The sequence below is a fragment of the Acidovorax sp. SUPP3334 genome, from assembly GCF_030159055.1.
Classification (GTDB): Bacteria; Pseudomonadota; Gammaproteobacteria; order Burkholderiales; family Burkholderiaceae_C; genus Paracidovorax.
The window spans coordinates 1-18,707 of the sequence record NZ_BQXQ01000005.1 but is presented as its reverse complement, the minus strand read 5'-3'; the positions used below and the strand labels follow the sequence as shown (position 1 = coordinate 18,707).

The following is an 18,707-nucleotide window of genomic DNA, read 5'->3' as shown; positions in this document are numbered from 1 at the left end:
GGAAACGATGGGCTCCGCACTGCCGTAACGCCGTGTGACGGCATGGGATAACCGCGCTGTCCGGCGACCGGTGCCTGCCCATCGTGTACAGGCACCGCGTGATCGAGCGCCTCAACCGTGCAAAGGTGCAGGCTCAGGCGTGGGTTTGAGCGCGCCCAGCCACGCCATCGCGTCGGCCAGTTCGCCAGGACGGATCTCGTGCGCCCCCGGGTATTCGCGGTAGGTCAGGTCCAGCGAAAGCCCCTGGGCGTGCTCGCGAATCGCATGGGCACTGGCAAGGGGAATCACGTTGTCCTGCACCCCGTGGCTCACCCACAGCGGCTTGCCGCGCATGGCCTCGGCCGGGGCAGAAAACGGCAGGGCCTGCGGCAGCAGGCGGCTGTGCCACACCATGGCGGCACGCAACAATTCAGGCCGTGTGAGCAGCATCGACAGCGCCATGATGCCGCCCTGGCTGAAACCGCCCAAAACCACGCGCTCCGGCGGAACGCCCAGTTGCGCAGCCGCGGCCTCCACCGTGAGCGCGACCAGCGAGCGGCTGGCGGCTTCCTGCGTTTCGTGGATGGAACGGCTTCCGTCGGGCAGTACGGAAAATTCGAACCACGCATTCGCGTTCGGGCCCATGGTGTGCGGCGCGCGCAGGCTGACGACGTGAAATTGCGGGGGAACATGCGGCGCCACGCCAAAGAGATCGCCCTCGTTGCTGCCCACACCGTGCATGAGCACGAGCAGCCAGGGAGAGGCGGTCTGGGACGCGGCGGGACGGTTCAAAAAGGGGAGCGGCAGATCGAGCATCGATAGGCGTCAGAAGGCATTTCTGCAGAGTTGCGAAGCGGTTTGGAGTGTCGCACGGTGCGGGAGTTCACCCCGTGGTGCGCCTTGGCAGAATCAGTCCCGCACCGGCCCGCGCAACGCCTTGATGCCGGACCGCACGCTCTTGGATTCCAGCCGGCGCTGTTTCGAGCCATAGGTCGGCCGGGTGGCGCGGCGCACGCGCGGGGGCTGCGCCACGCTCGCCACCAGGGCCTGCAGGCGCTCCAGGCCGTCGAGCCGGTTGGCTTCCTGGCTGCGGTACTGCTGGGCCTTGATCACCAGCACGCCCTCTTGCGTGATGCGGCTGTCGCGCAGGGCGAGCAGGCGCTCCTTCACGCCATCGGGCAAAGACGACGCCGCGATGTCGAACCGCAGGTGTACCGCGCTCGACACTTTGTTGACGTTCTGGCCGCCCGCGCCTTGCGCGCGCATGGCGGTGATTTCGACCTCGCGTTCATCCACTTGCGGAGTCGCCGCCCCCGCCTGTGAAGTCATGCCCCACCTGCCTTGCCCGGCTTGTCCGGCTTGTCCGAGCGGGGTCGTACCCCGTCTTCGAGCGCTGCCAGCAGCGCCGCCATGAACGGCCGGGGCTGCTCGAACTGCACCCAATGGCCCGCATCGGGGATGAAGGCCAAGCCGCGGAAGTCCGGCGTCACGGCCTTGAACGCGGCTTCCAGTTCCACGATCCAGCGCTTGTAGAGCGCATCGTTTCGGCCGTAGATGGCATGCACCGGGCACGCCACCTTCGGCAGCGAACGCGCGAGGATGTCCGTGTGCGCCAGCCGGCGGCGGGGCATGCGGTCGCGCATGACGTTGGCCACGTGCAGGTGGAGTGCCAGGCCTTCGATGAGCGAGGGATCCTGCAGCATCAGCACGGCGAGGTTGTGGCGGTGAACGTCCGTTTGCTGGTCCGCAGGCAGGTGGCGCCAGCCTTTCAGTTCGAACTGGCGCTGCGGCACCACGCCCATGGCCGGAGCCCCCACCACGACCAGCTGGCGCGCAAGTTCCGGGTGATCGGCCAGCAAAAGCCCCGCCACCATGCCGCCTAAGGAGAACCCCACCAGGTCACACGGCCGTGGCCCCCACAGCGTGCGCATGCCCTCGTAAAGGGGCTCGACCAGCGCGTCGGCATCGGCACCGACGGGTGGCAGGGCCGAATCGCCAAAACCCGGCAGATCAGGAACCCACACCTGGCGACCGGCGGCCACCAGGTCTTCGAGATTGCGCACCCAATGCGTCCAACTGCCGCTGCCGCCGTGCAGCAGCACCAGGGGTGGCTGCTCTGGCGAGGGATGGCCCCACGTGTGCCAGACCAGCTCCCCGTCTCCACAGGGCGTGGCGTGGCGCGTTGCGAGGGCCTGCAACCGCAGCACCTCGGCAGAGGCGGTGACTGCGGGCGGCATGCCTGCGCCCTCCATCCCGTCCAGTGCAACGGGAGGCATGGGCTCCGTCACCACCCGGCCAATCCATCGATCGCCAGCACGTATCCCTGCACGCCAAAGCCGCACATCACCGCACGCGCGGCACTGGACAGGTAGGAATGGTGGCGGAACGGCTCGCGCGCATGCACGTTGGTGATATGAAGCTCCACCAGCGGCACGCCGGTGCCCTTCACGGCATCCAGCAAGGCCACGCTGGTATGGGTGTAGGCCGCGGCGTTCAGCACCAGGCCAGCGAGTTCGCCAGCCGCGTGCAGGCGGCCCGCTTCGTGGATCCAGTCCACCAGTTCGCCTTCATGGTTGCTCTGGCGAAACTGCAGCGCGAAGCCATGGCGCTCGCACGCCTGGGCGCACATCCGCTCGACATCGGCCAGCGTCTGGACGCCGTACACCGAAGGCTCGCGCGTGCCGAGCAGATTCAAATTGGGGCCATTGAGGACAAAAACGGTTTTCACGGGGGCCGACACTCCAGGCGAGGCGTCGCCGTGGATGGCGAACGCAGACCACCGAATTATGCGGGCGCCCCCAAAGAAAACGGCCCCGAAGGGGCCGTCGTTCGGGTGCGCTCTCCAGCGCAGCGGGAGAGTCAGCGCTCGTAATACCCGCGGTCGCGCCCATAACCGCGGCCGTGCCAGTGGTGTCCGCCACCGTAGTAACCGTAGGGGGCCACGACCACCGGAGGCGGCGGTGCGTAATACACGGGGCGAGGGGGAGCGTAATAGACAGGGGGCGGGGAATAGACCACGGGCGGCGGGCCGTAGTACACGGGACGTGGGGGCGGGTAGTACTCTGGCGGGGCCACCACGACTGGGTAGCCGCCTCCGCCCACACCGACCGCGACCCCGGGGGCCCCGATGCCCACAGACCAGGAAATGTCGCGTGCCTGGGCGGCACCTGTGCCCGCCAGCAGGGCGAGCGCCACGCCGGCCGTAGCGGCCATGGCAGAGAGTGAACGGCTGTGTGTCATGGAAATCTCCTTTGAATGGGGACCGGTGCCATCGGCAGGGCCCCCGTGGATGCTCAACGCATCACCTGTCCGAAAGGATGGCACAAATGACCCCTGATGTTGTTTCCGGACGTAGCTCGCTGTGTTTCATGCCGTAACGCACGGGGCACCGCCGCCTAGAATGCCGCCATGAGTTCCCCAGCCCCCACCGACACCTCCTCCAACGCCGCGGCCAAGCCCAGCAACTTTCTTCGCCAGATCATCGAGAGCGATCTCGCCAAGGGCACCCACGCCCAGGCCCGCTGGGGCGGCACGCCCGGCGATGCGGCCCACCACGCTGGCGGCCAGCCCGACCCGGCCAGGATCCGCACGCGCTTCCCCCCCGAGCCCAACGGCTACCTGCACGTCGGCCATGCCAAGAGCATCTGCCTGAATTTCGGACTGGCGGCCGACTACGGCGGCGTGTGCCACCTGCGCTTCGACGACACCAATCCGGAAAAAGAAGACCAGGAATATGTGGACGCGATCATCGACGCCGTTCATTGGCTCGGCTTCGACTGGAAGGCGAGCGGCGATGGCACCGACCACCTCTACTACGCCAGCAATTACTTCGACTTCATGTACCGCGCGGCCGAGTACCTGATCGAGACCGGCAAGGCCTATGTGGACGAACAGACCGCCGACGAGATGCGCGCCAACCGCGGCGACTTCGGCAAGCCCGGCGTGGACAGCCCCTTCCGCAGCCGTACCGTGGCCGAAAACCTCGCGCGCTTTCGCGAAATGCGCGAGGGCAAGCTGCCGGACGGCGCCGCCGTGCTGCGCGCGAAGATCGACATGGCATCGCCCAACATCAACCTGCGCGACCCGGCCATCTACCGCATCAAGCATGCCGAGCACCACAACACCGGCAACCAGTGGTGCATCTACCCCATGTACACCTTCGCGCACCCGATCGAGGACGCGCTGGAGCACATCACCCACAGCATCTGCACGCTGGAATTCGAAGACCAGCGCCCCTTCTACGACTGGCTGATGGACCGGCTGGTGGAGGGCGGTTTGATCGCCGCGCCGCAACCGCGCCAATACGAGTTCGCGCGCCTGAACCTCACCTACGTAGTCACCAGCAAGCGCAAGCTCAAGCACCTGGTGGACAACGGCATCGTGCAAGGCTGGGACGACCCCCGCATGCCGACCATCGTCGGCCTGCGCCGCCGCGGCTATACGCCCGAGTCGATCCGCCTGTTCTGCGAGCGCATCGGCGTGACCAAAGACTACAGCTGGATCGACTACAGCACGCTGGAAGGCTGCCTGCGCGAGGACCTGGAAACCAAGGCCCACCGCGGCATGGCGGTGCTCAACCCCGTCAAGCTGGTGCTGACCAACTGGGATGAAATGATGGGCGCCGGCCACCTGGAACCCTGCGCGTTGCCCGCCCTGCCCCACCCGCCAGAGGGTGTCGAATCGCCGATTCGGCACTTCACGATCGGCAAGGAAGTGTGGATCGAGCGCGAAGATTTCGAAGAAGTCGCGCCCAAGGGCTACAAGCGCCTGTTCCCCGGCAACAAGGTGCGCCTGAAGGGCGGCTACGTGATCGAATGCACCGGCTGCCACAAGGACGCCAGCGGCGCCATCACCGAAGTGCTGGCCACCGTGGTGCCCGACACCAAGAGCGGCACCCCGGGCGCGGACACCGTGAAGGTGAAAGCGGCCATCACCTGGGTGGGCGTGGCCGATGGCGTGCAGGCCGAAGTGCGCATGTACGACCGCCTGTTCACCGATGCGCAGCCGGATGCGGGCGGCAAAGACTTCCTCACGCTGCTGAATCCCGACAGCCTCAAGGTCGTGACGGCCATCGTGGAGCCTTCGCTGGCGAACGCGAAGCCGGGCGATCAATTCCAGTTCGAACGGCACGGGTACTTCGTGGCAGACAGCAAGGACCATGCAGCGGGCAAGCCCGTGTTCAATCTGGCCGTGGGCTTGAAGGACTCCTGGGGAAAATAATTAACCAAAAGGGAGGGATATGAAGGGACTTAGAGAACCTCATTTTTTACTAATCGGAAATCCATTTGTCACCATAAGAAATCTGCATGGAATTATAAACCAGACAGAAATAGACAAAATACATTCCGCCATTCTAGACGAATCAAAACTCATTTTCAACCTAGCCATAAGTCATTACGATTTTGCAAGCAAAATACCCAAAGATGAGTGGCGCCAGCGTTGCTCGCGTTTTTATTATTCCGCTTATAATGCAAAACGCTCAATATCACTTTGCTCAACTGGAAAATTTGCTACAGACGTAAGCGATCATAAAGAAATAGACACCTTACCGGAAAATTTAGAAAACAAATCCATACATGCTGCCATTTTAAAACAGCTAAGGGATGATAGAAATTTAGCAGACTACAGTCATCGCGGCGAAGTAACCCATCTATTAATCGACAGAGATGATATAGAAACCCTAGTAGACAACTTCATGAGCGATTGCAAAAAGTATCTTATGGGGGCGGGAGTAATTATATGAAAAAAATATCAGAAACAAGCGCTTTTCTGGAGATCGCCAATCAAGTTCAAATGAAATTGGGAGGAATTGGTTTAGATCATCATAGGAAGGAGCGACCAGATGGTGATTATATAATATTTGAAGCCACTGCACCTAGCCCCTTCATATTCAACGCTGTCGCGGACATCAATAAAGCTTTAGACGATGATAACCATTACAAAGACCGCTTAGTTGTCAGCAAAAGAAAGTCGAAACCTACGAGCAGACTTGCTCTTCCGGAAGTAAAACTTTTCCGCAGAGAAGTTTCGGAAAGTTTAACAGTAGACCAAAATACTTTTGGCGATGATTTCCTCGAACGATATACGCCATCGGTATCAAACTTGGAAGAGCTAGTTGTCAGCAATGCGAATTGCATCGTTTACGGTCGAAGAGGGGCAGGCAAAAGTAGTCTATTGGGCTATGCAATGCATCAGGTAAAGAGGTCAGGGAATCGACATTGCTGGGTTGCAATGCAAACCTTCAACGGCAGAAAAGATCCGCAAGTTCTTGCATCAGTTCTTTCTGAGATAGTAAATGCTATAGGCTTAGTAGGAGGCAACGCTACTGAGGCTGAATCATTAAGAAGTAGTCTTGATACTATTGGGGAAGGAGATTTATCAAAAACCCAAGTCAGGGAGAAAATATCCCGATTAACCCCAAGAATAAGAAGACTCGTATCAAGTATTGCATCCCCCCAAAAAACATTCACCATATTTATTGACGACCTTCACTTATTGGCATTTGACCTGCAACCGGAATTTCTTAGCGGCATATATGCAATTGCAAGGGGAAACTCCACATACATAAAAGCTTCCGGCATAGAGCAATTAAGCAATCCTTGGGATAGCGCTAAAAATTTGGGCTTTCAAGCGCCCCACGATGCACAAACGTTAAAACTAGATTACAACTTAACGATGCCGCACAAATCTCTAGAACACATAGAGGGAATTCTAGATGCTCATGCGAAATTTTGCGGCCTGCCAAATATCCGTTATTTAATCGAAGATGCCGCATTGTCACGGCTAATTTTAGTAGCGGCCGCAGTCCCTCGAGATGCTCTTAGTCTATTCTCTCAAGGCATCTCAAAGGCACTAATTAAAGGACAAAAAAATATAACCGTCACGGCAATTAATGCCGCAGCTGCCGAAGCATCTCAGACAAAAATGCAGGAAATCCAAAACGACTTACCTACCGATGACAACACCATACACTCGTTATTAGAAAAAGTAAAAAACTTCTGCATAATAGAAAAAAGAACAAATTCATTTCTTTTAAAAATCAATCCTTCTGATCGAAATTTTGAGACAATGCAGAAATTAGTTGCACTCCGTCTGATCCACACTTTGCATGAAGGAATAACGAGATCCCGGGCAGGGGAAGGGTATCAAGCATTAATGCTTGATTTTGGCTTTTACGTTGGAATAAGAGCCGCACGCAGCGTGAAAATATTTCCATCTGATCTAAGCCAATTACTAGCAAAAGACCTTCGACGACTGCCTGTATTTGAGTCAAGCATTTAGGACTGCGGACATAGGATGTAATTTCAAATCCGTCTCCAGCAACTTCCATCCGTCGCCCACCTTGCCGCGCTGCACCTGCAGAGCGCTGACGGGCAAACCATTGCCACGCTGGAAAACAAGCCCGATCAGGCCGGATCGCTTGCCGTCCACAGCGCGTTGGCCACCCTCTACGGTGGCAGCATCACGCCCGCAGCGGCCAGCCTGGGCCGCAGAGCACACCGCGGACGCGCACGCGCATCCCGGAAAGCACCCCAACATTGACCGCCTCATGGCCTGGGCTGGCAGCACGCCCGGCTATCGCGCAAAGCCAGTCCTGGGCTCCGACGCGAGCAACTGATACAGGCCAAGAGCCGCCCTGCGACGCACCCCGTCGCTTAAAAAGTGTGATCTCCGCCCCACGGCGGCGTGGTCTCCGACGACCGCCATACAAGACCCCAGCCCATAATCCGCCGGCAAACGCCTTTCGCGTCTGCGCCGGCGGATCGATTGATCGATCGGCCGGCCCCCCACTGGAGGCGCGATTGAGACACCCCTACCATTCCTGGGCCCGTGTGGCATGGAAAGCCACCGGCATCCTGGCACTGGCGGCCTGGCTGAGTGGCTGCTCGGCCGTCGGCACGCTCAATACGCTCGCCGCCAAGGGCAGTCACACCGTACAGAACGGCGTGGCCTACGGCACCTTGCCGCGCCAGCAGATGGACATCTACCAGCCCAAGGCCGAAGCGCCGGCAGCAGGCTGGCCCGTAGCGGTGTTTTTCTACGGAGGCTCATGGAACAGCGGCGAGCGCGCCGATTACCTGTTCGTCGGCGAAGCCCTCGCGGCGAAGGGCGTGCTCACCCTGGTGGCCGACTACCGGCTCTACCCCGAAGTGCGCTACCCCGACTTCCTGAACGACAGCGCCCTTGCCGTGGCCTATGCACTCGACCATGCGGCGCAATGGGGCGGCAACCCGAAACGCGTGTTCGCGATGGGCCACAGTGCGGGCGGCTACAACGCCGCCATGATTGCCCTGGACCCGCGCTGGCTGCAGGCGACAGGCCATGCACCGAGCGAACTGGCCGGGTGGATCGGGCTGGCGGGGCCATACGACTTCTTTCCCACCGAGAACCCGGACGCGCAACCGGTGTTCTTCCATCCCAACTACCCGCCCAAGGCCCAGCCCATCGAGTTCGCGCACGCCGCTGCGCCACGCACCTTCCTCGCCGCACCGGTCAACGACAAGCTGGTCAGCCCCGAGCGCAGCACGCAGCAGCTCGCGCACAAACTGCAAGCCGCTGGCGTGCCGGTCACGCTGAAGTCATATCCCAAAGCCAGCCACACTACGCTGATCGGTGCTTTCGCGTGGCCGTTGCGTTGGATTGCGCCGGTGCTGGACGATGTGACGGCGTTCATTCAGTCCACACCACCGGTTCAGTGACACCGGCTCGTCGGTTGACGCCGCTCTGTTTCTGTTCCCCCGGACAAAAGCCACTCAAGGATCAGTCGCGGCCTCGCTGCACACCAGCAGCCAGGAGCGCTGCCAGAACGGTGTTTTTCGCTTGACCGGGTAGGGGTGCATCAGCCATCGCGGAGACTTCAGAACCGTCACCGACCAGCGCTTTCCATCGCCGAAGAACGAAAAGACGATGCCCTCGTCTGCCGAAGCGCCCGTCAGGTCTTTGAAGATACCCGGCGTGTAGTCGGCGGAGATTTCCAGCCCATCCTCGACATGCAGGGCCCGATCCAGCCAATGGATGAAGAGCGCCTCTTCCTGCGGATGGCCTTCCGTGGTGAAGATAAGGTATCCGCGCTCCCCCTCGAATTGCGCTTCGAGAACGCCGCCGGGCAGCTCGACCGTGCGGGCGCTCTGCACATGCCTCAACACGAGGCTCGGCGCTTCTTTTCCAGCCGGCCGGCGGTGCTCGACCTGAAAGGCCTGGGACGGTTGAAGCGCCATCAGAAAGCCCCTCTCGATTTTTCGGTCATATCGCCTGTCTCACGCCGACCTTCTTCTTCAAAGTTGACTCAATGCACCCAGGTGCGACGCCTGAAAACGGTGGCGGCGGTGGTGGCCGCCGTAACGCGGCCTACAACTGCGTCTGCAAAAGGCTCGCCGCCTTCTCCGCCAGCTTCTCCTTCAGGGGCCGGTCCAGCCAGTCCTCATAGGTCACGCGCCGCGAGTGCTTGATGTCGTCTTCGAACACCAGCGTCTGCCGCTGCGCGAAGGGCGCGTCGTACACGTTCAGGTTGGCCTCGTCGTTCAGCCGGAACGAGCGGTTGTCGAAGTTGGTGGAGCCGACCGACACCATGAGCTGGTCCACGATCATGACCTTGCAGTGGTACATGGTGGGCTCGTATTCGTAGATCTCGGCGCCGGCCTGCAGCAACTCGCCCCAGGTGGCACGGGAGGCGGCCTTGACGGTCTCGGTATCGGTGTGTTCGCCGGGCGTGATGAGCCGGATGCGCACGCCGCGTTTGAGGGCGTCCATCATCAGTTGCCGGGTGAGGTCGTCGGGCACGAAGTACGCCACCGACAGGTCCAGGCTCCGCTCGGACGACGTGATGGCCAGGTGGTACATGAGCTGCATGCTCTCGCTGCCGCTGGAGGGCGAGCTGGAGAACATCTGCGCCTTCTGCGTGCCGCTGTGCGCGATGGCGGGAAAGTACGCTTCGCCGTGCATGACCTTGCCGGTCACCTTGAGCCAGTTGTCCAGAAACGTGGCCTGCATCTGCGCGACCGCGGGGCCCTTGACCTGGTAGTGCGAGTCGCGCCAATGGTCCGGGTCCTGGGCGTTGCCCGTCCATTCGGGCGCGATGCCCACGCCGCCGGTGAAGCCCACCTGCCCGTCGGTGATGAGCAGCTTGCGGTGGGTGCGGTTGTTCATGCGGGCCAGGTTGTACCAGTGGGGCTTGTGGAATTTCTCGACCTCCACGCCCGCTGCCTTCATCTCGGTGAAGTAGCTTTCTTCCATCTTGGAGCTGCCCACCCAGTCCAGCAGCACGTGCACCTTGACGCCCGCGCGGGCGCGCTCGCTCAGCGCGTCGGCGAACTGCTTGCCGATGTCGCCGGACCAGTAGATGTAGGTTTCGAAGGTGACGCTTTTCTGCGCCGCCCGGATCGCCGCGAGCATGGGCGGAAAGATCTGGTCGCCGTTGAGCAGCTCGACCACCTCGTTGCCGCCGGCGATGCCCGGCCCCAGCAGGCTGCCCATCGCACGCTCGAATTGCGGGTGGGCCGTGCTGTACAGGCGCAGGACCTGATGCTGCACTTTTTTCTCGCCAGCGGTGAAGTTCAGCGCGAACAGCACGATGGCGGCCGTGGCCACGAAAGTGAGGGCCACGGTGAGCAGGGTACGACCTGTTTTTTGCATGTGCGCGATTGTGGGTGCCGCCTTGCACACCTTTTGTAAGCCCACGCCTCCAACTCGACCGGGCGATGCCGTGCCCCCCCTCCTCAGCCGGCTTCGAAACAGTTGCGCCCGTTGTGCTTGGCGCGGTAAAGCGCCTTGTCGGCCCGCTCCACGGCCGCGTCATAAGGCTCGCCTGCCTGGCGCTCCGCCACGCCTGCGGAAAAGGTCAACTCCAGCCCGGGTGCCAGCGCGCCGAACTCGCCCCGGGCGATCTGGCCGCGCAGCCGCTCCAGCACGCGCATGGCGCCGTCGCGGCCGGTGCCGGGCATCAGCAGCAGAAACTCCTCACCGCCCCAGCGCGACAGCACGTCGCGCCCTCGCACGCCGGCCTGGGCGATCGCGGCAAAGCGCTGCAGCACCGCGTCGCCCACGGCATGCCCGTGGGTGTCGTTGACGTGCTTGAAAAGGTCGATGTCCATCATGGCGATCGCCATGGGTGCGCCGCTGGCCTGGCCTTTCGCCCCGCCGGGCACCTGCGCCGTGGCGCCCACCGTCCAGTGCAGCGTCAGCAGGCCGGCCATGCCGCGCCGGTTGAGAAGCCCCGTCAGCGCGTCGTGCTCGGCGAGCTTGCGGCTGGTTTCCAGCGCTTCGGTGAGCGAGGCTTTCTGCGCCGCCAGCCGGGTGAGCAGCGTGCTGATCCGGATGGCCAGGGCCGCCACGGCCGTCACCACGATGAGCGAAAACGCCCAATGGATGACCTCCACGCGCGGGTCATACCGGGGCGCATCGCCCGAGGTGCGCCACAGCATGACGGCGGTGACGAGCACCAGCCAGTACCCCATCAGCGCGCGGGTTTGCCCCGCCCGCAACTGGAACATTCCGCCCAGCAAGAACAGCGGCGCCAGCAAAGCCAGCAGCGCGCCGCGCGCGGGCCCGGTGATCGCATACGACCAGCCCAGCGCCGTGACGGCCAGCAGCGCCTGCACCATGGTGAGCGCGGGATCGCGCGGGGCGAACCGGCGTGCCTGCCCGCTGCGCACCAGCACGCAGCACACGAGGCTGGTGCCCAGGGTGTAGGCCGTCAGCAGGTGCGACTGCCGCGCGTCGATCAGGCCCAGCATGACTTCCGCGTGCTGCACGATGGCCAGCAGGCACAGCAGGCCCAGCGCGATCAGGCACTGCGACATGTGCACGCGCATCTGCTGGCTCGGGCCGAGCACTGCACGGCCGAGCGCACCCGAGAGGCCCGAAGCCCCCTGCACGCTGCCATCGGTGGCGCGCCGCGCGGGGGATTCCAGCGTGGGCGAGAGATGGGTGTGGCCGCCAGTCATGGTCGGATGGTGGATAAGAAAGAAAGAGGGAGATCGGCCGGCAGACCCGGTCACGCAGCCCGGCCCAAGGGCGCGGCGCATGCGGGCCATGGTACCTGTGGCCGTGCGGCCCGGCGATGCTCCCGGCGCGGAGGCAGGGTAACTCCGGGGGCGGGCGCCGGTCTATAAACTGCCGGCTTCTCACTCTCGCTCCCTCCAGTCCCATTCCACGCCCGCGCCATGGCAAACGACCCTTCTCTCCCCTCTCTTTCCGAGGCCCTCAGCCGCCGCACCGCCGTGCTGGCCGCACTGGGCTTGCTGGCCTGGCGCGCACCGGCCTGGGCTGCCGGCACTGCGTCGCAGCCCCGCTCTCCATCTTCATCGCCGTCGTCTTCGGCGGCCTCTGCTGCCGTCTGGCCCCGCGCATCGCAGGTGCCGGGCGGCGTGGCGCGCCTGTCTTTGGGGCCCGCGGCCACGCGCCCAGTGGCGCATGTGGACGAAGGCGACGGCAATGTGCCGGTGCTCGTGCTGGGCGATGCGATCGAGTGGACCGCCATCGTCGGCATTCCGCTCGCGGCCAAGCCCGGGCCGGCCGGAATCATCGTTCGGGGCTCGGCCACCGAAGGCGATGCGGCGCGCAAGGTGCCCTACACCATCGCGCCCAAGAAATACCGCGAACAGCGCCTGACGGTCGCCCCGCGCACCGTGGACCTCTCGGCCGAGGACAACGCCCGCTTCGAGCGCGAGCGCGAACACCAGCAGCAGGTGACGGCGGCGTTCTCCACGCCCTTGCCCAAGCCAGGAGACCTTCGCATGCACGTGCCGGTGCCGGGTTCCCGGTCCAGCTCGTTCGGACTGCGGCGCGTGTTCAACGGGCAATCGCGCAATCCGCACAGCGGCATGGACATCGCCGCCGCCACCGGCACCGCCGTGGTCGCCCCGATGCCGGGCCGGGTGATCGACACCGGCGATTACTTCTTCAGCGGCAGCGCCGTTTGGCTGGACCATGGCGGCGGCCTGCTCACGGTGTATGCCCACCTGAGCGCCATCGACGCCAAGGTGGGCGACCAGTTGCAGACCGGCGACCGCCTGGGCGCGGTCGGCGCCACCGGCCGCGTGACCGGGCCGCATCTGCATTGGGGCGTGATGCTCAACCGCGCCCTGGTGGACCCAGCGCTGTTCCTGCCCGCCTGAAAAAGCTGCGCCGCCCGCACACGAACCCTCACCGTCCCTCACCCTCACCCGCCTCTGCCGCCGCGTTGCGCAGAGCCGACGCAGCGCACTCGACTTTCTAAAAGACTTCGCGGCGCCCATTCCCCCGCGCGCAGCCGGCGGCGACAATCGCGGCCTTCAGGCCACGGGCCTTTGCGGGTGTTTTCCATGCGATCTTTTCTGGGTGCCGCGCTGGCGGCAATGCTCTGCAGCGGCTGCGCCGTGGTGGCCGTGGCCGATGCGGCAGTGACGGTGGTAGCCACCACCGTCAAGGTCGGCGCCGCCGTGGTGGGCACGACGGTGGATGTGGGCGCAGCCGGCGTGCGCGCCGTGGTGGGCAGCGGCAGCGACTGATCGCCACACGCTTCTGGCCCGCCCCATGCCGATACCGCCCCGCGCTGCCCGCGCACCGAAACCCTCGCGCCCGCCACGGCCCTTGACGCCACGCCCGCCCGCCTGGCCCGCGACAACGGCTGCGCCCGCAGCGGCGGCGCCCCAACTCATCCGCTTCAACAAACCCTATGGCGTGCTGAGCCAGTTCACGCCCGAAGGCCGCTGGCAAGGGCTGCAGGGCTTCATCGACGTGCCCGGCGTGTACGTGGCCGGCCGGCTCGATGCCGACAGCGAAGGCCTGCTGCTGCTCACCAGCGACGGCGCGCTGCAGGCCCGCATCGCCGACCCTCGCTTCAAGATGGAGAAAACCTACTGGGTGCAGGTCGAAGGCACACCGGACGAGGCCGCGCTCGCCGCCCTGCGCAGCGGCGTCACGCTGAACGACGGCCCCACCCGCCCCGCCCGCGCGCGCCGCATGGAGCCCCCGCCCGCCGTATGGGAGCGCGACCCGCCCATCCGCGTGCGCCAGAGCATTCCCACCGCCTGGATCGAGCTGGCGATCAAGGAAGGCCGCAACCGGCAGGTGCGGCGCATGACCGCCGCCGTCGGCCTGCCGACGCTGCGGCTGATCCGCGCGGCCATCGGACCGTATTCGCTCGACGGCTTGGCGCCCGGCACCTGGCAGACCGCTGCGGCGGACGGCAACCCTGCGGCCTGAATCGCCGTTACTATTATTTTGATAGCATAATGCCCTAGTCTTTATTGCGCTGGAGGCCTTTTTCATCAAAATGCCGTGCCGTTGCGTTTTGAAGCCCTGCCGGCACACGACAATCGCCCCCCAGGAGGAATGGAGCCGTGAACGCACCCGATTTTTCGCTCGCACCGATCGAGACGCCCGAAGCCGCGCGCAGCACGACTGCAGCGCGCACCTGCCCGCGCTGCCACTGCGTTCGTCAGGCCACCGACACCGCACCCGCCTGGCAATGCCCGCGCTGCGAAGTCGCCTACGACAAGGTGCAGGCCCAGCCCACCGCACCGCGCACCGCTGGCGGCCGGCCAAAATCTGACGACGCCCCCGCGTACCGACCAGCGCCGCCCCGCGAACGGCCGTGGGGACTGATCGCCATGGCCGGCACCGCCGCCCTGGTGACCGCGCTCATGGGCTGGAAGTGGAGCCACGACAAAGACAAAGCCGCCGAGCGTGCCGCCCGTGCCGAGAGCGAGGCGCGCGCCCAGCAAGTCGCCGTGGAGCGCGAAGACCTGGACCAGAAAGCGCGCCTGGCCGCCGCCGAATCGCAATGGCGCCGCAACCAGGGCCTGGCCGCGCTGCCCACCGTGAGGGCCATGGCCACCCAAGGCGACGTGCGCGCCATGGTGCTGCTGTCGGCCATGCTGAACGATGGCTACGACATCCCCAAAGACCACGCCGAGTCCATGCAATGGCTCACCAAGGCCGCCAACCTCGGCTCAGGCCTGGCCGCCGTACGGCTGGGCGCCATCTACGAACTGGGCCTGGACGAACCGCGCCAGATGTCGCTGGCCGAGAACTGGTTTCTGCGGGCGGCGCGCCAGGGCTATCCCGCAGGGCTGTACAGCCTGGGCGCGCTCTACGCGCGCGGCGGCGACATGGTCAGCCAGCGCCCCATACCCGCCTACATGCTTCTGGAGCTGGCCAACCGCGCCAGCGCCGGCCAACCGTCCGAAGACATGCTCACCCCGCCGCGCCACGGGGCCTTCTGGGCCAGCGGCACGCTGAACAAGCTGGCCACCACCATGCCCCCCGCCGACATCGCCGAAGCGCGGCGCCGTGCCGATGCCTGGAAGCCCGGCCAGCCGCTAGAGCTGTGATGCAGGCAGGGCCCGCCTAGCGGCGGCGCCACCACCACACCAGCGCCAGAAAAACGACGCCCGTGAACATCGGAATCCACGACATGAAAAGCTCCAGGAACGTGGACGGGCGGATGCCCGACCACACCTCGAGCCGCACGCGGTCGATGCGCACATTGCGCGAGCTGGCGAACTCCAGCACCGGCTGCACCTTGCGGTCTTCCTTGAAGCTCAGCGGCGCACCGGCACCCACCATCTCCACCGGCTGCCCCGCCCGCACGCCGGTGGCCGATACCTGGGGCACCAGGCCCGTGCGCGAAGCGCCATCGATGGACCAGCCGGCCATCCACATCGTGCCCGCATCGCCATCGGCCAGCGCCACGCCCGAGACGCGCACCACCAGCGTGTAGGGATTGCCGCTGGTGCCCAGCGAGAGGACCTCGCTGCCCGTCCACGGCTGCGTGTCCGGCGCCTCGCCGCGCGGCCTGCCGGCGTTCGAGGCGCCTTTCTTTTCCTGGAACTGCGCGAACTTCGCCAACGCCTCGGAGGGCAGCTCATAGACCTCGACCAGGCGCTTGCCGTACTTCTGGTTCGAATCCTTGGCTGCAGCCGGCAGCGGGGCGGTAGCGGCCGCGGCCAGCACGAGCAATGCCAGCCCCGCGATCACGGCCATGAAGCGGTTGCGCGCCAATGCGTTAATGGGAAATGCGAATGCGTGCCGCGTTGCTGCCATGCCCTCGGTCCTTGGTGTTGTGATGGGTTGGTTGGGAAAGGACGGCAGTGTATCCAGGTGTTTCGGCGCCAAAGGGTTTGAACGCTTTTTTTGTCGCGCACTGTCTCTGATGCGGGGGCTGCTTTAACAGTCTTTTGCGGCTGAACCGTGCTGCCTTGCGGAATCTGCCTGGCGCTGCCACCTCGAGTTATGCCCGCGGTCTGTGGGCCGTTCTGTGGACAACCCTAGGGACAACCCGCAGGAACCGCGCCAGCATTGGGTTGCAGCGCGATGCCTGGATTTTGGGCAGGATTGAAAGCATCTAAGCATATCGAACGCAAAAAATTTGAGAGTATTGATCTTCATTTTTTTAGGCACGGCTCTCCCTCGTTGACGCGGGGCCAGTCCGACATCGCCGAACCCGCGAACTGTGCCGAATTTTGTATAACAACAATCAATGACGTCACAATCTGAGTCATCAGACCGAAGCCCCTGTGCCTCACATACGGCTCCTTCAATGCTTGCTCCGCACCTATCAATCGCAGAATTTCGTGCACTAGCACGAGCTTTTACCCGACCAGTTTTTGGTGAACTAAGTCGTGGGTGCGTCCCAACTGCTGTGTCGCAAGCAGCTCAGATGGTTGGCCAAGCGTCCTCTGTGAGCCATGTACTGCAATTAGCTTACGAGCGACTGCATAAAGACTATCGGTTTGAGTACATCTATAAGAATGAAATTGCCAGCAAGATAGTGTTTGCCAAGCACTCTCCTCGTACTGCATCTATGGTGAGTGAGCTGCGTACAGGCAGCAGCATTTTGGATGTAGCTGTTTTCAATGGCACGTCCACCGCGTACGAAATCAAGACTGAGTACGACTCTTTGGCGAGGCTACCCGAGCAACTCAAGGACTATTTGCAAGTCTTCGATCTTGTCAACGTGGTGACTCACCCTGATGCTGCGCAACAGGTAATGAATATTGCACCGAGTTCGGTAGGTGTGATGGTCCTTGGAAAAAGAGGCAGACTTAGTGTCGTCCGTGACGCATCCTCTAACGCTGCGTCAACAAATCCAGCGGCGATTTTTCGCACTTTGCGTAGACAAGAATATTTGAACGTACTTTCCAAAACGCACCAATGGCGAGGAGAAGTGCCTGCAGGCCAACTCTATGCCGAAGCTCTTGAAAGATTCCAAGAGCTTCCACCGTTGTTAGCGCATGAACTGGCGGTCTCAGAATTGCGCAAGCGCACAGCAACTGAAGAGCTTGTCTCCTTTTTATGTAGATTACCGTTTTGCCTAAGAACACTGGGTTTGAGCGAAAACTTGTCAGGCGTCGCAAAAAATCGATTGCTCCATACAATTCAAATCAGCCTCTGATTTGGTGAAGAAAAAATTAGCTATGGCGCGACGGATCATCTTCGGTGATGATGAGCTTGTTATTAACAAAATCATCGTGAACCAATGTACTTCCCTTACTTTTATGCCAAGCAAAAAGAATTGCTAGCAGTTCGTCAGTTGTCCGGCACCCTTGTTGGCGATGATGCAGTTCAAGCAGTGTTTGAACCGGTCAAGCAAGACAGTTCAACCTTGCGGATTACCCTTGACGTGTGCGAAGGCGAGGGGCTTATAAATTGGATAGTGGTAAACCCCGAACTTTTAGAGTTCCGAAGTTTGACGTCCCAACAAAGTTGGGAATGGGGACAGAGAGCGCTGGGAAAGCTCAAGACGCGGTCGTCCACAAGAGCCACGCTTATGCTGTCAACAAGCACCTCACAAGAAATCATTGGAGCCTTCAATGACGAATACCGCGGCGAATCCGTGGGGCTTGTAGTGCAGCCTTCTCTAGCAAATCTTGATGCTGTCATTAAACAGCTAAGCAAAGTAAACGTTCAGCGCGTGTTTTTCAAAGGACCAGGTCCCTCGACCGCGAATATGAACTTAGTTGGCTTGAACAAGTGCGTATGGGTAGAAGACAGATTTCCCCACCAAAGTCGAAACGCCGACTATGTCGGTCGGCATTTTTTCACTGACCGCCATCTGACCTACAAGTCTATGGGGCTAGCTGGGTTCTCGGACTACACAATTTTGCCGCCTACGCCCAGCGACGGAGGGGGGCCACCCGGCGCGGTCGCATTTCACATGAGCTACATCAACTTAGAAAAGCCTTCCAAGGAACTGTGGGTCGAGCACTTCGTCTCAGACGAAACCGACCAGAAAGTGAAAAATAATAATGGAAAATTTCTTGAAGCCCTTCGAAAGTATGAACGCGCCGTCAAAAGGCAAGGTAGCAGTTTCGGATTGACGGAAGCAGCGAAAGATTATCTTTCTCGAGCACAAAATGGCAACTCTCCGAGCTTGGGTACAAATAAACAACTAGAGGTGATGCATCACTTGGAACTCGTGAGCGGTGTTCTTGTTGGTCGATTTTGAATGAGACTGACATCTTCGGCAATTGCGATATATTGACTTCACGATAGATTGGTCGCGTTTAAACGTCCAAAGTCTAGTTCCATCAGTGATACTATTTTTAGTGCTGCGTTGCGCAATTGGAGTCGAGCGGCACTAAGCCCTCTCACCCTGATTTCCTCCGCTTCTCTGTTTGTAGTCGCCCCTGCAAAACCCTGGCAACCCGCATGAACACTGGGTTTTCGCCAGTTCCGCTAGTTGCTTGATCCCCTGAGAATCAACAAATCAGATTTTGTTTTCTGGGAGTTTTGCAGATGTCCGA

General features: G+C 62.1%; 19 protein-coding genes and 1 pseudogene. 11 read left to right on the top strand and 9 right to left on the bottom strand.

The window, feature by feature from the left end; genetic code table 11:
* Positions 1-111: 111 nt before the first annotated feature.
* From AVHM3334_RS03620 to AVHM3334_RS03600, 5 genes are all read right to left on the bottom strand, one after another.
* Positions 112-795, bottom strand: a complete 684-nt coding sequence (locus AVHM3334_RS03620) for an alpha/beta hydrolase (protein ID WP_284409731.1) — start codon at positions 793-795, stop codon at positions 112-114.
* A 93-nt stretch (positions 796-888) separates the two neighbouring features.
* Positions 889-1,308 carry an alternative ribosome rescue aminoacyl-tRNA hydrolase ArfB gene (arfB, locus tag AVHM3334_RS03615; RefSeq protein WP_284409729.1) on the bottom strand — a complete coding sequence of 140 codons (420 nt, stop codon included), beginning with the start codon at positions 1,306-1,308 and terminating at the stop codon, positions 889-891.
* Positions 1,305-2,216: an alpha/beta fold hydrolase gene (locus AVHM3334_RS03610; protein WP_502869849.1), complete on the bottom strand. Its 912-nt coding sequence runs from the start codon at positions 2,214-2,216 to the stop codon at positions 1,305-1,307. The genes arfB and AVHM3334_RS03610 overlap by 4 nt, the downstream gene beginning before the upstream one ends.
* A gap of 47 nt (positions 2,217-2,263) precedes the next feature.
* Positions 2,264-2,707 (bottom strand): type II 3-dehydroquinate dehydratase, encoded by a 444-nt coding sequence (gene aroQ, locus AVHM3334_RS03605; RefSeq protein WP_284409727.1) that lies wholly within the window; start codon positions 2,705-2,707, stop codon positions 2,264-2,266.
* 131 nt (positions 2,708-2,838) lie between these two features.
* Positions 2,839-3,219, bottom strand: coding sequence for a hypothetical protein (locus AVHM3334_RS03600; protein WP_284409725.1), 381 nt, complete (start codon positions 3,217-3,219; stop codon positions 2,839-2,841).
* Between the two features lie 168 nt (positions 3,220-3,387).
* Between AVHM3334_RS03600 and AVHM3334_RS03595 the strand changes: the two genes are divergently transcribed.
* The 5 genes and pseudogenes from AVHM3334_RS03595 (at position 3,388) to AVHM3334_RS03575 (ending at position 8,678) form a co-directional block, all read left to right on the top strand.
* Positions 3,388-5,199, top strand: coding sequence for a glutamine--tRNA ligase/YqeY domain fusion protein (locus tag AVHM3334_RS03595; protein WP_284409723.1), 1,812 nt, complete (start codon positions 3,388-3,390; stop codon positions 5,197-5,199).
* 19 nt (positions 5,200-5,218) lie between these two features.
* Positions 5,219-5,722 carry a hypothetical protein gene (locus AVHM3334_RS03590; protein ID WP_284409721.1) on the top strand — a complete coding sequence of 168 codons (504 nt, stop codon included), beginning with the start codon at positions 5,219-5,221 and terminating at the stop codon, positions 5,720-5,722.
* Positions 5,719-7,260, top strand: a complete 1,542-nt coding sequence (locus tag AVHM3334_RS03585) for an ATP-binding protein (protein ID WP_284409719.1) — start codon at positions 5,719-5,721, stop codon at positions 7,258-7,260. Before AVHM3334_RS03590 ends, AVHM3334_RS03585 begins: the two co-directional genes overlap by 4 nt.
* Positions 7,261-7,287: 27 nt before the next feature.
* Positions 7,288-7,597: pseudogene (locus AVHM3334_RS03580) on the top strand (DUF2322 family protein).
* Positions 7,598-7,781: 184 nt separating this feature from the next.
* Positions 7,782-8,678 (top strand): alpha/beta hydrolase, encoded by an 897-nt coding sequence (locus AVHM3334_RS03575; RefSeq protein WP_284409716.1) that lies wholly within the window; start codon positions 7,782-7,784, stop codon positions 8,676-8,678.
* A 54-nt stretch (positions 8,679-8,732) separates the two neighbouring features.
* Here AVHM3334_RS03575 and AVHM3334_RS03570 read toward each other — a convergent pair whose 3' ends face one another.
* From AVHM3334_RS03570 to AVHM3334_RS03560, 3 genes are all read right to left on the bottom strand, one after another.
* On the bottom strand, positions 8,733-9,197 hold the full coding sequence (locus tag AVHM3334_RS03570) for a hypothetical protein (protein ID WP_284409714.1): 465 nt from the start codon (positions 9,195-9,197) through the stop codon (positions 8,733-8,735).
* 130 nt (positions 9,198-9,327) lie between these two features.
* Positions 9,328-10,611, bottom strand: coding sequence for a phospholipase D-like domain-containing protein (locus AVHM3334_RS03565; RefSeq protein WP_284409713.1), 1,284 nt, complete (start codon positions 10,609-10,611; stop codon positions 9,328-9,330).
* A gap of 83 nt (positions 10,612-10,694) precedes the next feature.
* Entirely contained in the window at positions 10,695-11,921 is a 1,227-nt protein-coding gene (locus tag AVHM3334_RS03560; RefSeq protein ID WP_284409711.1) for a GGDEF domain-containing protein, read from the bottom strand.
* 219 nt (positions 11,922-12,140) lie between these two features.
* On the opposite strand from AVHM3334_RS03560, the gene AVHM3334_RS03555 reads away from it, so the two are divergent.
* The 4 genes from AVHM3334_RS03555 (at position 12,141) to AVHM3334_RS03540 (ending at position 15,293) form a co-directional block, all read left to right on the top strand.
* Positions 12,141-13,094 (top strand): M23 family metallopeptidase, encoded by a 954-nt coding sequence (locus tag AVHM3334_RS03555; protein ID WP_284409709.1) that lies wholly within the window; start codon positions 12,141-12,143, stop codon positions 13,092-13,094.
* A gap of 186 nt (positions 13,095-13,280) precedes the next feature.
* Positions 13,281-13,466 carry a hypothetical protein gene (locus tag AVHM3334_RS03550; RefSeq protein WP_284409707.1) on the top strand — a complete coding sequence of 62 codons (186 nt, stop codon included), beginning with the start codon at positions 13,281-13,283 and terminating at the stop codon, positions 13,464-13,466.
* 25 nt (positions 13,467-13,491) lie between these two features.
* A complete protein-coding gene (locus AVHM3334_RS03545) occupies positions 13,492-14,163 on the top strand; it encodes a pseudouridine synthase (RefSeq protein WP_502869843.1) in 672 nt (223 codons plus the stop codon).
* Positions 14,164-14,300: 137 nt separating this feature from the next.
* On the top strand, positions 14,301-15,293 hold the full coding sequence (locus AVHM3334_RS03540; protein WP_284409703.1) for a tetratricopeptide repeat protein: 993 nt from the start codon (positions 14,301-14,303) through the stop codon (positions 15,291-15,293).
* A 16-nt stretch (positions 15,294-15,309) separates the two neighbouring features.
* Here the strand turns inward: AVHM3334_RS03540 and AVHM3334_RS03535 are convergent, their stop codons facing one another.
* Complete coding sequence (locus AVHM3334_RS03535; protein WP_284409701.1) at positions 15,310-15,963, bottom strand: hypothetical protein; 654 nt, start codon at positions 15,961-15,963, stop codon at positions 15,310-15,312.
* A gap of 679 nt (positions 15,964-16,642) precedes the next feature.
* On the opposite strand from AVHM3334_RS03535, the gene AVHM3334_RS03530 reads away from it, so the two are divergent.
* Positions 16,643-17,356 (top strand): sce7726 family protein, encoded by a 714-nt coding sequence (locus AVHM3334_RS03530; RefSeq protein ID WP_284409699.1) that lies wholly within the window; start codon positions 16,643-16,645, stop codon positions 17,354-17,356.
* An 84-nt stretch (positions 17,357-17,440) separates the two neighbouring features.
* Positions 17,441-18,409 carry a sce7725 family protein gene (locus AVHM3334_RS03525; protein WP_284409697.1) on the top strand — a complete coding sequence of 323 codons (969 nt, stop codon included), beginning with the start codon at positions 17,441-17,443 and terminating at the stop codon, positions 18,407-18,409.
* Positions 18,410-18,707 lie beyond the last annotated feature (298 nt).